Origin of the sequence: Xanthomonas sp. NCPPB 1067 (assembly GCF_020783795.1) — a bacterium.
GTDB classification, from domain to species: Bacteria; Pseudomonadota; Gammaproteobacteria; order Xanthomonadales; family Xanthomonadaceae; genus Xanthomonas; species Xanthomonas melonis.
Genome location: NZ_JAJGQG010000001.1, coordinates 369774 through 383816, shown reverse-complemented (window position 1 = coordinate 383816; position 14043 = coordinate 369774). Strand labels below are relative to the sequence as shown.

The window sequence follows — 14043 nt, the reverse complement described above, 5'->3', positions numbered from 1 at the left end:
GGGAAGCGGGCTTGGCCACACAATCATCGTGACGGCATGGACTGCCGCCTACGGACACCGCTGTACGCCACGGCCGGCCGCGCAGCGGGTTCGATCGCCGCCGCTAGCCTGCCGCGTCGGTCGTGGGCGCCTCGAAGCCGGCGCGCAGGCCATTCCAGCAGCGCTGGTAATCGCCCTGCCGGTGGGCGGCCTGCAGCGCCTGCCGAGTGGGGCGCAGCACCGCACGCGTCTCGAACATAAAGGCCATGGTGTCGGCGATGACGTCCGGGCGCGACAGATCCGCCTGCGAAGCCTTGTCGAAGGTGGCCGCATCCGGGCCATGCCCGCTCATGCAGTTATGCAGCGATGCCCCGCCAGGCGCGAAGCCCTCGGCCTTGGCATCGTAGACGCCGTGCACCAGGCCCATGAATTCGCTGGCGACATTGCGGTGGAACCACGGCGGACGGAAGGTGTGCTGCGCCACCAGCCAGCGCGGTGGGAAGATCGCAAAGTCCATGTTGGCAGTGCCGTGGGTGTCGCTGGGCGAGGTCAGCACGGTGAAGATGCTCGGATCCGGGTGATCGAAGCTGATCGAGCCGATGGTATTGAAGCGGCGCAGATCGTAGCGATACGGCGCGTAGTTGCCGTGCCAGGCCACCACGTCCAGCGGCGAGTGATCGATGTCCGCGCGCCACAGGTGGCCCTGGAATTTGGCGACCAGTTCGAATGCGCCCTCGCGCTGTTCGAACGCCGCGCATGGGGTTTGGAAATCACGCGGATTGGCCAGGCCGTTGGCGCCGATCGGCCCCAGATCCGGCAGACGCAGCAGGCCGCCGAAGTTCTCGCAGACATAGCCACGCGCCTGCCCATCGAGCAGCTCCACCCGGAACCGCACGCCGCGCGGAATCACCCCGATCTGCTGCGGTTCCAGTTCGAGCACGCCGAGTTCGGTGCACACGCGCAGCCGGCCGAGTTGCGGCACCAGCAGCAGCTCGCCATCGGCGTCGTAGAAAAAGCGATCGCGCATGGACGCGTTGGCCGCATACAGGTGCACTGCCACGCCGCTCATCGCTTCCGGGCTTCCATTGCCGGCCATGGTGTACAGGCCATCGACGAAGTCGGTGGGCGTGGTTGGCAGCGGCAATGGACTCCAACGCATCTGGTCCGGCGGCACCGGGCCGTTGCCGAAATCGTTGTGCACGTGCGACTGCTCGATCAGCGAAAAGCTGCCATGCACGGCGGCCGGACGAATGCGGTACAGCCAGCTGCGCCGGTTTGCACCGCGCGGTGCGGTGAAGGCGGTGCCGGACAGTTGTTCGGCGTACAGGCCATGCGCCACGCGCTGCGGCGAGTTCTGTCCGACCGGTAGGGCACCGGCCACAGCTTCGGTTGCGAATTCATTGCCGAAGCCGGTCATGTAGTGCTGCGGGTTGTGCATGGTGGCGCGTCCGGATGTTGACCCTCCTCCTCGACCGCAGAAGGCTGGGCTTGGGGTGGATCAAGCCCCTCTCACGTCGGAGAGGGGTCGGAGTGAGGGTACGGCGGCGCAATGACATGACAGATCGCCTCGACCACCGCATCGAGTGAGAACAGTACATCGTTGTTCCAAAAGCGCAGCACCGCCCAACCCTTCGATTGCAGCCATTGCGTTCTTGCCTGGTCGCCGACGGCATGATGCTGCGATCCGTCCAACTCGACAATCAACCTGGCTTCAATGCAACAAAAATCTGCGATGTACGGCGGAATCGGATGCTGCCTTCGAAACTTGAAGCCTTGGAACTGATTCCCACGCAGACGGCGCCACAGTGCACGCTCTGCGTCGCTCATGTCGCGACGCAATGCGCGTGCGTGGGCGAGTGCAACCGTGGGTAATGGCGGCTTGATTCTCATCGCTCCACCGTACCCTCACCCCAACCCCTCTCCCGTCGGGAGAGGGGCTTCAACTGCGTGAGTCTTTCTTGGTTGTCTTGTCGGACAACCGGTTCCCGACGATGTGGCGACTGGACGTATCGCCTTCAGCGAATCCCGAATGACGAATCACCAATCCCCGCCCTCAAAGCACCCCGCGCTTGATCTGGTCGCGCTCGATGCTTTCGAACAGCGCCTGGAAATTTCCTTCGCCGAAGCCTTCATTGCCCTTGCGCTGGATGATCTCGAAAAAGATCGGGCCGATGCAGTTGGTAGTGAAGATCTGCAGCAGCTTGCGTTGCTTGGTGTCCGGGTCGGCGTCGATCAGGATCTTGTTGCGGCGCAGCCGTTCGACGTCTTCACCGTGCGCGGGGATGCGCAGATCCACCACATCGAAATAGGTGTCCGGCGTGTCCAGGAAACTCACGCCGGCGGCGCGCATCTTTTCCACGCTGGTATAGATGTCGTCGGTGAAGCAGGCGATGTGCTGGATGCCCTCGCCCTGGTAGGCGTCCAGGTATTCGTTGATCTGGCTCTTGGGGTCGGAGGATTCGTTGAGCGGGATGCGCACGATGCCATCCGGCGCGGTCATCGCCTTGGACACCAGCCCGGTCTTGGCGCCCTTGATGTCGAAGTAGCGGATCTCGCGGAAGTTGAACAGGCGCTCGTAGTAGTCCGACCAGCGCTGCATGTTGCCGAAGTACAGATTGTGGGTCAGATGGTCGATGAAGGTCAGCCCGAAACCGGCCGGGTGCTGATCGGCGCCTTCGATGGGTTCGAAGTCGGCGTCGTAGATGCTGCCTGCCTCGCCGTAACGGTCCACCAGGTACAGCATGCAGTCGCCGATGCCCTTGACCACCGGCGCCGGCACCGCACGGGTGTCGGGCTTGTTCTGCACCGCTTCGCCGCCGTTGCCCAGCACGGCCTGCAGCACGGTCTCGGCCGGGGTGCGGAAGCGGATCGCAAACCCGCAAGCGCAGGGGCCGTGCGCGGCGGCGAAGTCGGCGGCGAACGAATCGGGATCCTCGTTGAGCAGGAAGTTGACCCCGCCCTGGCGGTAGACGGTGATCGCACGGCTGCGGTGGCGCAATACCGCGCTGAATCCCATCTTGCGGAAGTAGTCGTGCAGTTGCGCACCTTGTCCGGCCGGGGCGGCAAACTCGACGAATTCGAACCCGTCGATCCCCATCGGATTGTCGAAGGTGGTGACCTGCATACCCGGATCCGGGCGGTGTGCGGTGGTGTTCGGTTGTGCGCTCATCGTCGTTTCTCCACGCTGGGGTGTCCGCAGGGCTATGCGGAGTGGCAGAAGACCCGCGAGAATGCGCAGGCCACCCTCGGTTTGTAGTTGCAAATGAAACCAAAATCAAGACACAGCGCAGCATGAGCGATCTCGACGCCCCCCAGCCGCTGCAACACCCCGTGCTGCTCAACCTGGAGCAGTTCCTGCCGTATCGCCTCAGCGTGCTGTCCAATCGCATCAGCAGCAACATCGCCAAGGTATACGGCGATCGTTACGGCATGGCGATTCCCGAGTGGCGCGTGATCACCATCCTGGCGCTGTACCCCGGGTCGTCGGCCAGTGAGGTCTCCGACCGCACGGCGATGGACAAGGTGGCGGTCAGCCGGGCGGTGGCCCGGCTGCTGGAGCGAGGTTTCATTCGCCGCGAGACCCACGGTGACGACCGCCGCCGTTCGATGCTGGCGCTGTCGCCGGCCGGGCGCCAGGTCTACGAGACCGTCGCTCCGTTGGTCAACGAAATGGAACAACGGCTGATGTCGGTCTTCAGTGCCGAGGAACAGCAGTTGCTGGAACGTCTGATCGACACGCTGGCCAAGGACGGGCTGCCGCGCATGGCCGGCAAGGACTGACTGCGGGCGCTTCGCCCGTCCGCTCCCCCCATCCGCCCTGCGGGCACCTTCCCCCGCAAGCGGGGGAAGGGAGCATTGCACCGGGGAACCAGTGCCACGGCATTCCCTTCTCCCGCGTGCGGGAGAAGGTGGCGCATCGCGCCGGATGAGGGGCGCACTCGTCGCGCAGCGACGTTGCGAGGCGAACCCAGCGCACAGGAGCGCGCTCTGGTCTGACACGCGCCTTACATGCAGGCCAGACCATGCAGACCACTCAGGCCTGCGGTGGCGCCCACTGCTTGAGGAAGTCGAACAGCTTCTTGCGATCGAATCCCTCGCCCTTGCGCAGCTCCGCGCCCGGCTGGGTCGTCAGCAACTTGCCATCGTTGTCCAGGACCAGCAGCGAGGGGAAATCGTTGAGCTGGGCGAACTGCGACAGGAACGCGGCGTTTTCGTTGGCCGCATCGCGGTTGACCTTGACCACCACGAAGTTCGCATCGCGGAAACTGCGCAGTTCGGCATCGCCGCCCACCACCTCGTCCAGCGCCTTGCATGGCTCGCAGGCGGCGTTGCCGACGTTCAGCACGATGCGCTTGCCGCCACGCTTGGCTTCGACCTTGGCCGTTTCCAGATCCGCGGCCGGGTCGCGCGAGGGGTCGTACTGCGCATTGAGCGCGGCCGCCGCAGCGATGTCTGCGGCGGTCGGGGTGTTGCCCGAGGACACCGGCTGGCTGGGATCGGCGCTCGGCGGCTTCTGCATCGAGGTATCCAGCGGCCGCGGTGCCTGCTGCTGGTCGTCAGGCTGCCCACAGGCGCTCAGCAGGCCGGTCAGCAACAGGCCACAGACAAGCGGTTTGATCGGCATCGCGTTTCTCCTCACTTCACACCGTGCATGAGTTTGTTGATCAGCGGCGCGATCAGGAACAGCAACGCGCCGGCGCCCAGCAGCGCCCAAAAACCGAAGGTATACCCGCCCAGCGCCGAAGACACGCTCATGCCTTCGCTTCCGCTGACATGTCCCGCAAAGATACCCGACAGGTTGTTGCCGATGCCGGTGGACAAAAACCAGCCGCCCATGCCGAAACCGACCAGGCGTACCGGTGCCAGCTTGGTCACCATCGACAGGCCGATCGGCGACAGGCACAGCTCGCCCACCGACTGGATCACGTAGACCATGAACAAGGTCCAGAACGGAATCTTGCCGGCATCGCTGACCAGGCTGGACAGCGCGAACATCAGCAGCAGGAAGGCCAGGCCGTTGAAGATCAGGCCCAGGCCGAACTTGCGCGGGATCGACGGATTGAAGCGACCGGACTTGACCCAGATCCAGGCGACGACCGGCGCCAGCGTGATGATGGCGATGGAGTTGACCGACTGGAACCACGCGGTCGGGAAGGTCCAGCCACCGAAGTCGCGGTTGACGATGTTGTCGGCCAGGAAGGTGAACGAGCTGCCGGCCTGTTCGAAGAACATCCAGAACAGCACGTTGAACGCGAAGATGATCAGCATGGCGATCACCTTGTCGCGCTGCACCTTGCCTTCGCGGATGCCCTCGACCAGCAGCATCACCGACAAGCCGATGAACAGCACCGTCAGCACGATCTGCAACACGTCCGCACCGACGGCGAGCAGGAAGTACACGCCCGGAATCGCCAGCAGGCAGCCCACCAGCACCATCAGCACGCGGCCGATGCCCTGCGCGTCGGGCGTCGGCGCGCCGATGCCGCGGAGCTGGGCGCGGCCGATCCAGAACCACACCAGGCTGATCAGCATGCCCACGCCGGAGGCCATGAACACGATCTTGTAAGAAGGCATCGCCTGGGTGCCGAACACCTTCTCGGCCAGCAGTTGGGTCAGCACCGGCGAGATCATCGCGCCCAGGTTGATGCCCATGTAGAAGATGGTGAAACCGCTGTCGCGGCGCGGATCGGCCACCGAGTACAGCTTGCCCACCATGGTGGAGATGTTGGGTTTGAACAGGCCATTGCCGACCACCACCGTGGCCAGGCCGATCTCGAACATGGTCTGGTCGGGGATGGCGATCAGGAACAGGCCGGTGGCCATGACCGCCGCACCGACCAGGATCGAGCGCTGATAGCCGAGGACGCGGTCGGCCACGTAGCCGCCGAAGATCGCCGCCGCATACACCAGCGCCAGGTAGGCGCCGTAGGTTCGACCTGCCGGCGCCTGGCCGGTGGCGTCGCCGCCGAAGAACTGCGCCACGATGTACAGCACCAGCGCCCAACGGATGCCGTAGAACGCAAAGCGCTCCCAGAATTCGGTCATGAACAGCATCCACAGCGGACGCGGATGGCCCAGCAAGGTGGGGAATTCGGGAGGCGCCGGCGGCGGCGGAGTGGAAGCGGATGTCGGCGCGGCAGCGTCAACGCTCATAGAAGTCCCTTGCGTATTCAGTAATGGCGGGGCACCCGGGCGATCCCCGGACAACGCGCGAGGATCACTTAGACGTCATGTACGCGTCAAATTCGCCGGCGTCGGCGACCTGATGCCGGTGGGTAGGAAGAACCTCTGCACCGCCCCCCTTCTCCCGTCGGGAGAAGGTGCCCGAAGGGAGGATGAGGGTGCGAAGTCGCCGGACGGTGCAGATCGCCATCTCCCAGCATTGGCATGGTGGCTGGTCCCCGGGATAAGGCCCGTACCCTCACCCCAACCCCCGCTCCGCGCCCCGGCCCGCGTTTGCGACGCGGACGCCAAGGCACGCGCGCCAGTGGCGCGCAAGCCGTGCCTTCTCGCCCCGCAGGGAGAGGGGCTTGAGCGCACGGCTGCGCCGATGCGCTGCGGCTCTTGCGGTGTTCGCTCCTTGCAGTGCCTGCTTCTCGCGTTCCTGATTTCTTGTCGTTGCTGGTTTTGCCTGACCAAGCAACCTGCCTGGCCAGTCCAGCTCAGCTTCGTAGCGTTGCGTTGCTCAACTATCTGCCGTACTGGCGTTGCCCTGGGATGGACGATTTTCCGCACCCACCGAGGTCCGCACGTCGAACAATTCCGGGAAGAAGGTCAGCGCCAGCGCCTGCTGCAGGAATCCCACGCCGCTGGAACCGCCGGTGCCGCGCTTGAAGCCGATCACCCGCATCACCGTCCGCATATGGCGGAACCGCCAGAGCTGGAACTGGGTTTCCAGGTCCACCAGGTCCTCGCACAGCGCGTACTCGCGCCAATAGCGATCGGTGTTCTCGTAGATGCGCTCGAACACCGGACGCAGGGCATCGTCGGCGACATGCGCGGCGGTCCAGTCGCGCGCCTGATACTGCGGCGGGATCGCGTGCCCGAAGCGCGCCAGATAGCGCAGAAATTCCTCGTACAGGCTGGGCGCTTCCAGCACCTCGCGCAGACGCGCCTGGCCGGGCGGGTCGTAGGCGAACACCTGCAGCATCTGCGGGTTCTTGTTGCCGAGCAGGAACTCGATGTAACGGTACTGCAGCGACTGGAATCCCGACGAGGGCCCGAGCACGTCGCGAAATCCCATGTACTCGCTGGGCGTGAGCGTCTCCAGCACCGACCACTGTTCGGTGAGCTGGCGCAACACCTGCTTGCTGCGCGCCAGCACCTTGCGGCATTGCCAGACCTCGTCGCGCTGCAAATGCACGATGGCCGCTCGCAGCTCGTGCGCCAGCAGCTTCAGCCACAGCTCCGAGGTCTGGTGCTGGATGATGAACAGCATCTCGTCGTGGTGCGCCGGTTCGGACAGGGGCTGCTGCGCCGACAGCAACTGGTCCAGCCGCAGGTAGCCGCCATAGGTCAGACGCCCCTGCAGGTCGGTGTGGATGCCGGGTTCCAGGTCACGCAGGTTCTTGTCGACGGGCATGGCGGGGGTAGATGGATCGGGCCGGCCAGGGTAGCGCAGCGACGGTGGGGGGCGGGGATTAGGGATTGGGGAGGCGGTCGCGTGGAGTGTCGATCGCCCAGTGGGCTTGGCCGAACTACCGGCTCTGGACGTGGATCGCGATCCCCGACGTCAGCTGTCGCTCCGGGCGGCGGGGGCGGTGGACACGAGCGCCCACCGATCGATGGCGGACTGATGCGGCGGTCGGTCCCGGCGGCCGCGCCCGGTCAGGCAACGGGCTACGAGCCGGACCACCCACTTGCCTGGTCTGCTCGCGGCCGTGTGGTCGGCAGGATGCCGGGGCAGCGCGCGACGGTGCCGTGCCTGGCAGAACCGCTGTTTCGGGTGCCACGCCGGACCCAAGCCGCTGACCGTTTGTTTCAGCGCTGAAGCACCTCGTGTGCCGTCGGCGCAGTCGCAGCGATTGCGCCGCTGTCACCTTATGGTCAACGTAGATCTGCAGATTCATGCAGAATTCAACGGCGCTGCCGGCCAGGGACGTGGCCGGTGCAGGGGCGCGCTCTACGTCTCGTGGATCCAGGGGACTCTCATCTCATGTCAGTGTTGCAGCATCGTGCAGCCTTACTCTTGTGTGGGCTGGCATTCGCCGGCCATGCTCAGGCCCAGGTCGTCATCAGCCAGGTCTACGGCGGTGGCGGCAACAGCGGCGCCACCCTTCGCAGCGATTTCGTCGAGCTGCACAACATCGGCACCAGCACGGTCAGCCTCGATGGCTGGTCGGTGCAGTATGCCTCGGCCGCCGGCAGCAGCTGGCAGGTCACCCCGCTGTCCGGCAGCGTGCCGGCCGGTGGCTATTACCTGATCAAGCAGGCCGACGGCAGCGGCGGCAGCGTGGCGCTGCCCACGCCCGACGCCACCGGCACGCTGGCCATGAGCGGCACCGCGGGCAAGGTGGCGCTGAGCACGGCGACGGCGGCACTGAGCGGCACCTGCCCCACCGGCAACGCCGACCTGGTTGGCTACGGCAGCACTGCCAGCTGCGCCGAAGGCAACGCGCCGACGCCGGCCCCCAGCAATACGCTGGCGGTGCTACGCGGCAACGAGGGTTGCACCGACACCGACAACAACGCGGCCGATTTCTCCACCGGCGCGCCAGCTCCGCGCAATTCCGCCAGTACCGCGCGCCTGTGCAGCGGCGGCGGCCAGCCGATCGCCACGCTGGCCGATGTCAGCCAGGCCGAGGGCAACAGCGGCCGCCGCAGTTTCGTGTTCACGCTGAGCCTGAGCCAGCCGGCCGGTGCGGGCGGGGTGAGCTTCAGCGTCGCCACCGTCGATGGCACTGCGACCGCCGGCAGCGACTATGTCGCCCTGCCCGCCACCGCCCTGCGCATCGCCGCTGGCGAACGCAGCGCCAGCATCACCGTGGAGGTGCTGGGCGACACCACGCCCGAGTCCGACGAGACCTTCGCGCTGCAGATCAGCGGCCTCACCGGCGCGTTGCCGGCTACGCTGCGCGCCACCGGCACCCTCCTCAACGACGACTTCAGCCTGCTGCCGATCCACGCCATCCAGGGCAAGGGCGCACGCTCGCCGCTGGATGGCCAGGTGGTGGCCACCTCGGGCATCGTGACCGCACGCCGCAGCGCCGGCTTCTTCCTGCAGGCACCGGATATCGAAGCCGATGCCGATCCGGCCACCTCCGAAGGCGTCTATGTCTATACCGGCAGCGCACCGCCGGAGGCGGCCGCCATCGGTAACCGGGTCCGCGTGCAGGGCACGGTGATCGAATACGTGCCCACCGCCGATCCGACCCAGCCGCCGCTCACCGAAATCGGCGGCAGCGTCACCGTGCTGGCCGATTCCACCGGCAACCCGCTGCCTTCACCGGTGATGCTGCGCCCGGACTTCCCCAACCCCAACGGCGCCTTCGATCAGCTCGAAGCGCTGGAAGGCATGCGCGTGGCCGCGTCCAGCCTCACCGTCAATGCCCCCACTGGCGGCAGCGTCAACGAGACCAATGCCACCGCGAGCAGCAATGGCGTGTTCCACGCGGTGGTTACCGGCGTGCCGCGTGCCTACCGCGAGCCGGGCGTGCAGTTGCCCGACCCGCTGCCGGCCGGCTCGCCTGCCGGGGTACCGCGCTGGAATACCAACCCGGAAGTCATCGCGGTCGGCAGTGCCGGCGTGGGCGGCGAACGGCTGGATCTGGCCTCGGGCTGCCTGGTGTTCAACGTGGTCGGCCCGCTGGACTACGGCTTCCGCCGCTACACGCTGTACCCGGAACGCACCCCGCAGATCAGCTGCAACGGTGCCGACCAACCGCGCCCGGCACCGCTGCCGCAGGCCGACGACGTGGCCGTGGCCACCTACAACATGGAGCGCTTCTTCGACGACCAGAACGACCCGGCGATCGGCGAACCGGTACTCACCCCGGCCGCGTTCCAGGCGCGCCTCAACAAGGCTTCGCTGGCGATCCGCCGTTATCTGCATCTGCCCGACATCCTGGGTACGGTGGAAGTGGAAAACCTCAGCGTGTTGCAGGCGTTGGCGGCACGCATCAATGCCGACGCGGTGGCCGCCGGTCAGCAGGATCCCGGGTACGTGGCGTATCTGCAGGAAGGCAATGACGTCGGCGGCATCGACGTAGGCTTCCTGGTCAAGAGCGCCTGGGTCGCCGGCGGCGTGCCGCGCGTGGAAGTGCTCTCCATCGCGCAGGAAGGCAAGACCGCGACCTGGACCGAGCCGGGCGGCGGCGTGAGCCTGCTCAACGACCGCCCGCCGCTGGTGCTCAGCGCAAACGTGCATCAGGCCGATGGCCGCACGCTGCCGCTGACCGCCATCGTGGTGCATCAGCGCTCGCTCAACGGCGCCGACACCGACGATGCCGCCGGCACCCGCATCCGCGCCAAGCGCCAGGCCCAGGCCGAATACCTGGCGCGCCTGCTGCAGACACGTCAGCAATTGAACCCTGAAGAGAAAGTATTGGTGATGGGTGACTTCAACGCCTTCGAGTTCAACGACGGCTATGTGGACGCGATGGGCACCGTCACCGGCAAACCGGCGCCGGATGCGCAGACGGTGGTGGGCGGCGATGGCGCCGATCTGGTCGACCCGGACTACACCGACCTGACCTGGTTCAACACGCCCGACCAGAGCTATTCGTACGCGTTCGACGGCAACGTGCAGTCGCTGGATCACATCCTCGCCAACGACGCACTGATGCGCGCACCGCAGATCGCCTCGCTGTCGGTGGGCCACGCCCGCATCAATGCCGACTTCCCCGGCACCGCGCGCAACGATGCCAATACGCCCACGCGCCTGTCAGACCATGATCCCACCGTGGTGTTGCTGCGCATGAGCAAGCAGGTCAACGCGGACCTGGGCGTGGCGGTCACTGCCGCACGTGCGCAAGTCACCGAAGGCGAGCGCATCGACTACACCGTGGATGTGGAGAATCGTGGGCCGGAGAGCGCAGCATTTGCCGCAGTGGCGCTGGCGTTTGATGCGGCAGTCACTCCGCGTGTTGCCGCTGCTCCGGGCTGGACGTGCCAATCGCCGCAGACCGGCCCCCAGACCGTGGTCACCTGCACCATCGCTTCGCTGGCACCGGGCAACATGCAGAGTTTTGCGGTGCAGGTGGAAGCAAGTGGCGCACTGGCGGGCCGCGCCCTGCTATTGGCGGCGTCGGTGGCCTCGCAGACCCCGGATCCACAGCCGGACAACAACACCGATACGGCCAGCGTGGCCGTGCTGGCGCAACCCCGCAGCGACCTGGCGGTGCGGCTGGATGGCCCGGCCAGCCTGCCAACCAGCGCCTTCAACGCCACCTACCGGGTGCTGCTGGACAACGTCGGTGCCGCCGCGGCACAGCGCCCCAGCGTGGTGATCGAAGGCAATACGGTGTCTGCGTTGTCGCAGCTGGTGCCGCCGCAGGGCTGGCGCTGCGACAAGCAGTTGCAGTCGCTGCGTAGCGCTCGCTTCGTGTGCAACAGTGCGGCAGCCGTACTGCCGGGCGCGCAATTGGCCTTCCAGTTGAGCGTGGCCGCCAAGCCGATCCCGGCAGAAGGTGCCATTCGCGTCCAGGCCAATGCCGCATCCGTATCGCCGGATGCGAACCCGGCCAACGATTCGGCGCTGATCGTCACCCCGATCGGAGGCGGCGCCGGCCGCCGCTGATCGCACTGCAACACGTTGCAGGTCTCAACTGCAGCAAAGGGCGCGGCCCGGTCCGCGCCCTTTTTTTGTGCATCCCAACATCGATCGTGCTGCGGTGCAGGACAGGGTTTCGCACCTCCGTCCTTAACATGGCAACTCATATCATTTGAAACTTCTTGACCAAGGTGTCGCGCAATGAGCGTAGCCGCGCAGTTCCAGATCGACTATCTGCAGTACATGGATGCGGACGGCAATCTCGTCCGCGACGACCTGCCGGCCGACGCCGCCAACCCGCACACCCTGCTCGCGCTGTTCAAGCGCATGCTGTTCGTGCGCACCTTCGACAGCAAGTCGGTGGCGCTGCAGCGCACCGGCAAGCTCGGCACCTACGCCGCCAGCCTGGGCCACGAAGCTACCCACGTGGGCATCGGCGCCTCGATGCGCAGCGGCGATGTGTTCGCGCCCAGCTACCGTGAATACGGCACCATGTTCGAACGCGGCGTGCGCCCACGCGATGTGCTGCTGTATTGGGGCGGCGACGAGCGCGGCAGCGATTACCCGCGCGATGCCGATGCGGCGATCGACTTCCCGATCTGCGTGCCGATCTCCACCCAGTGCCTGCACGCGGCCGGCTCGGCGCTGTCGTTCAAGCTGATGGGCAAGCCGCAGGTGGCGGTGGCCTGCTGCGGCGACGGCGGCAGCTCCAAGACCGACTTCTATGCCGCGCTCAATTCGGCCGGCGCCTACAAGCTGCCGCTGATCCTGTGCGTGATCAACAACGGCTGGGCGATCTCGGTGCCGCGCGCGGCGCAGACCGGCGCGCAGACGCTGGCCCAGAAGGGCTTGGCAGGCGGCCTGCACTGCCTGCAGGTGGATGGCAACGATCTCATCGCCGTACTCGAAGCGATGCGACAGGCGCGCGAGCGCGCACTGGCCGGCGACGGCGGCACGGTGATCGAGTTTATGACCTACCGCCTGACCGACCACACCACCGCCGACGACGCGCGTCGTTATCGCGGCGAAGACGAGGTCAAGCAGGCCTGGACCCGCGAGCCGCTGCTGCGCCTGCGTCGCTATCTCACCGCGCAGGGCCTGTGGGACCAGACCCAGGAGGAGGCCTGGAAGGCCGAGTGCGGTGTCCGCATCGACGAAGAGGTCAATGCGTACCTGAATACCCCGGTGCAGCCGGTGGAAGCGATGTTCGATTACCTCTACGGCGACCCGCCGGCCGAGTTGCTGGCCCAGCGCGCCGAAGCGATGGCCCTGGAGGCGCGTCATGGATGAGCTCAAGCATGTGCCCGCCGACACCTCGCAGCACGCCAGTGCCCCATACAACGCCGCTGCCACGCGCGGAGAGATCGCCATGAGTTCGCCCATCACCCTGATCGAAGCCATCACCCAGGCGCTGGCCTGGGAGCTGGAACACGACCCTGCGGTGCTGGTGCTGGGCGAGGATGTCGGCGTCAACGGCGGCGTGTTCCGGGCCACCGCCGGGCTGCAGCAACGCTTCGGCAGCGAACGCGTGCTGGACACCCCGCTGGATGAAACCACCATCGCCGGCCTGAGCGTGGGCCTGGCCGCGCAAGGCATGAAGCCGGTGGCCGAAGCGCAGTTCGATGGCTTTGTGTATCCCATGGTCGATCACCTGATCTGCCATGCCGCGCGTCTGCGCAACCGCACCCGCGGCCGCCTGCATTGCCCGATGGTGCTGCGCGTGCCGTGGGGCGGCGGCATCCGCGCGCCGGAACACCACAGCGAGGCCAACGAAGCCATCTTCACCAATGTGCCGGGCCTGCGCGTGGTGCTGCCGTCCTCGCCGCAGCGCGCCTATGGCCTGTTGCTGGCCGCGATCCGCGACCCGGATCCGGTGATCTACATGGAGCCCAAGCGCATCTATCGCCAGTACAAGGAAGTGGTGGCCAACGATGGCGAAGCGCTGCCGCTGGATGTGTGCTTCGTGCTGCGCGACGGTACCGATGTCACCCTGGTGGCCTGGGGCGCGCAGGTCAAGGAAGCGCTGGAAGCGGCCGACAAGCTCGCCGGCGACGGCATCAGCGCCGAAGTGATCGACGTGGCCACGCTGCGCCCGCTGGATTTCGACACCATCGCCGAATCGGTCGCCAAGACCGGCCGCTGCGTGATCGTGCAGGAAGCCCCGCGCACCGCCGGCTTCGGCGCGGAGATCGCCGCCCGGCTGGCCGAGCAGTCGATGTACGACCTGGTGGCACCGGTCGAGCGTGTCACCGGCTACGACACGCATATCCCGCTGTTCCGGCTGGAAATGAAGTACCTGCCCAGCGTGGAGCGCATCGTCACCGCGGCCCGGCGTGCGGTGGCTGCCGGCTGAC

Annotated in this window: 10 protein-coding genes; 4 read left to right on the top strand and 6 right to left on the bottom strand. The window is 66.4% G+C overall.

Going from position 1 to position 14043, the window contains the following annotated elements; genetic code table 11:
• Nucleotides 1–103: 103 nt before the first annotated feature.
• From hmgA to hppD, 3 genes are all read right to left on the bottom strand, one after another.
• Nucleotides 104–1417 (bottom strand): homogentisate 1,2-dioxygenase, encoded by a 1314-nt coding sequence (hmgA, locus tag LL962_RS01620; RefSeq protein ID WP_104586135.1) that lies wholly within the window; start codon nt 1415–1417, stop codon nt 104–106.
• Nucleotides 1418–1488: 71 nt separating this feature from the next.
• On the bottom strand, nt 1489–1869 hold the full coding sequence (locus tag LL962_RS01615; protein WP_228315637.1) for an endonuclease domain-containing protein: 381 nt from the start codon (nt 1867–1869) through the stop codon (nt 1489–1491).
• 163 nt (nt 1870–2032) lie between these two features.
• Nucleotides 2033–3148 carry a 4-hydroxyphenylpyruvate dioxygenase gene (gene hppD, locus LL962_RS01610; protein ID WP_208621394.1) on the bottom strand — a complete coding sequence of 372 codons (1116 nt, stop codon included), beginning with the start codon at nt 3146–3148 and terminating at the stop codon, nt 2033–2035.
• Between the two features lie 122 nt (nt 3149–3270).
• On the opposite strand from hppD, the gene LL962_RS01605 reads away from it, so the two are divergent.
• Nucleotides 3271–3759, top strand: a complete 489-nt coding sequence (locus tag LL962_RS01605) for a MarR family winged helix-turn-helix transcriptional regulator (protein WP_228315636.1) — start codon at nt 3271–3273, stop codon at nt 3757–3759.
• A gap of 253 nt (nt 3760–4012) precedes the next feature.
• Here the strand turns inward: LL962_RS01605 and LL962_RS01600 are convergent, their stop codons facing one another.
• From LL962_RS01600 to LL962_RS01590, 3 genes are all read right to left on the bottom strand, one after another.
• Entirely contained in the window at nt 4013–4603 is a 591-nt protein-coding gene (locus LL962_RS01600; RefSeq protein WP_104586143.1) for a thioredoxin family protein, read from the bottom strand.
• Between the two features lie 11 nt (nt 4604–4614).
• Nucleotides 4615–6132 carry a peptide MFS transporter gene (locus tag LL962_RS01595; RefSeq protein WP_104586145.1) on the bottom strand — a complete coding sequence of 506 codons (1518 nt, stop codon included), beginning with the start codon at nt 6130–6132 and terminating at the stop codon, nt 4615–4617.
• 532 nt (nt 6133–6664) lie between these two features.
• A complete protein-coding gene (locus LL962_RS01590; protein WP_104586147.1) occupies nt 6665–7561 on the bottom strand; it encodes a tryptophan 2,3-dioxygenase in 897 nt (298 codons plus the stop codon).
• A 573-nt stretch (nt 7562–8134) separates the two neighbouring features.
• Here LL962_RS01590 and LL962_RS01585 point away from each other — a divergent pair.
• From LL962_RS01585 to LL962_RS01575, 3 genes are all read left to right on the top strand, one after another.
• Nucleotides 8135–11716, top strand: a complete 3582-nt coding sequence (locus tag LL962_RS01585) for a lamin tail domain-containing protein (RefSeq protein ID WP_228315635.1) — start codon at nt 8135–8137, stop codon at nt 11714–11716.
• A 174-nt stretch (nt 11717–11890) separates the two neighbouring features.
• On the top strand, nt 11891–12979 hold the full coding sequence (pdhA, locus tag LL962_RS01580; protein ID WP_228315634.1) for a pyruvate dehydrogenase (acetyl-transferring) E1 component subunit alpha: 1089 nt from the start codon (nt 11891–11893) through the stop codon (nt 12977–12979).
• Nucleotides 12972–14042, top strand: coding sequence for an alpha-ketoacid dehydrogenase subunit beta (locus tag LL962_RS01575; protein ID WP_167395227.1), 1071 nt, complete (start codon nt 12972–12974; stop codon nt 14040–14042). The genes pdhA and LL962_RS01575 overlap by 8 nt, the downstream gene beginning before the upstream one ends.
• The last annotated feature ends 1 nt before the right edge of the window (nt 14043 follow it).

Coding starts and splice junctions, on each gene's coding strand:
- LL962_RS01605 (WP_228315636.1), top strand. CDS start 3,271: ATGAGCGATCTCGACGCCCCCCAGCCGCTGCAACACCCCGTGCTGCTC.
- LL962_RS01575 (WP_167395227.1), top strand. CDS start 12,972: ATGGATGAGCTCAAGCATGTGCCCGCCGACACCTCGCAGCACGCCAGT.
- LL962_RS01595 (WP_104586145.1), bottom strand. CDS start 6,132: ATGAGCGTTGACGCTGCCGCGCCGACATCCGCTTCCACTCCGCCGCCG.
- LL962_RS01585 (WP_228315635.1), top strand. CDS start 8,135: ATGTCAGTGTTGCAGCATCGTGCAGCCTTACTCTTGTGTGGGCTGGCA.
- pdhA (WP_228315634.1), top strand. CDS start 11,891: ATGAGCGTAGCCGCGCAGTTCCAGATCGACTATCTGCAGTACATGGAT.
- LL962_RS01615 (WP_228315637.1), bottom strand. CDS start 1,869: ATGAGAATCAAGCCGCCATTACCCACGGTTGCACTCGCCCACGCACGC.
- LL962_RS01600 (WP_104586143.1), bottom strand. CDS start 4,603: ATGCCGATCAAACCGCTTGTCTGTGGCCTGTTGCTGACCGGCCTGCTG.
- hmgA (WP_104586135.1), bottom strand. CDS start 1,417: ATGCACAACCCGCAGCACTACATGACCGGCTTCGGCAATGAATTCGCA.
- LL962_RS01590 (WP_104586147.1), bottom strand. CDS start 7,561: ATGCCCGTCGACAAGAACCTGCGTGACCTGGAACCCGGCATCCACACC.
- hppD (WP_208621394.1), bottom strand. CDS start 3,148: ATGAGCGCACAACCGAACACCACCGCACACCGCCCGGATCCGGGTATG.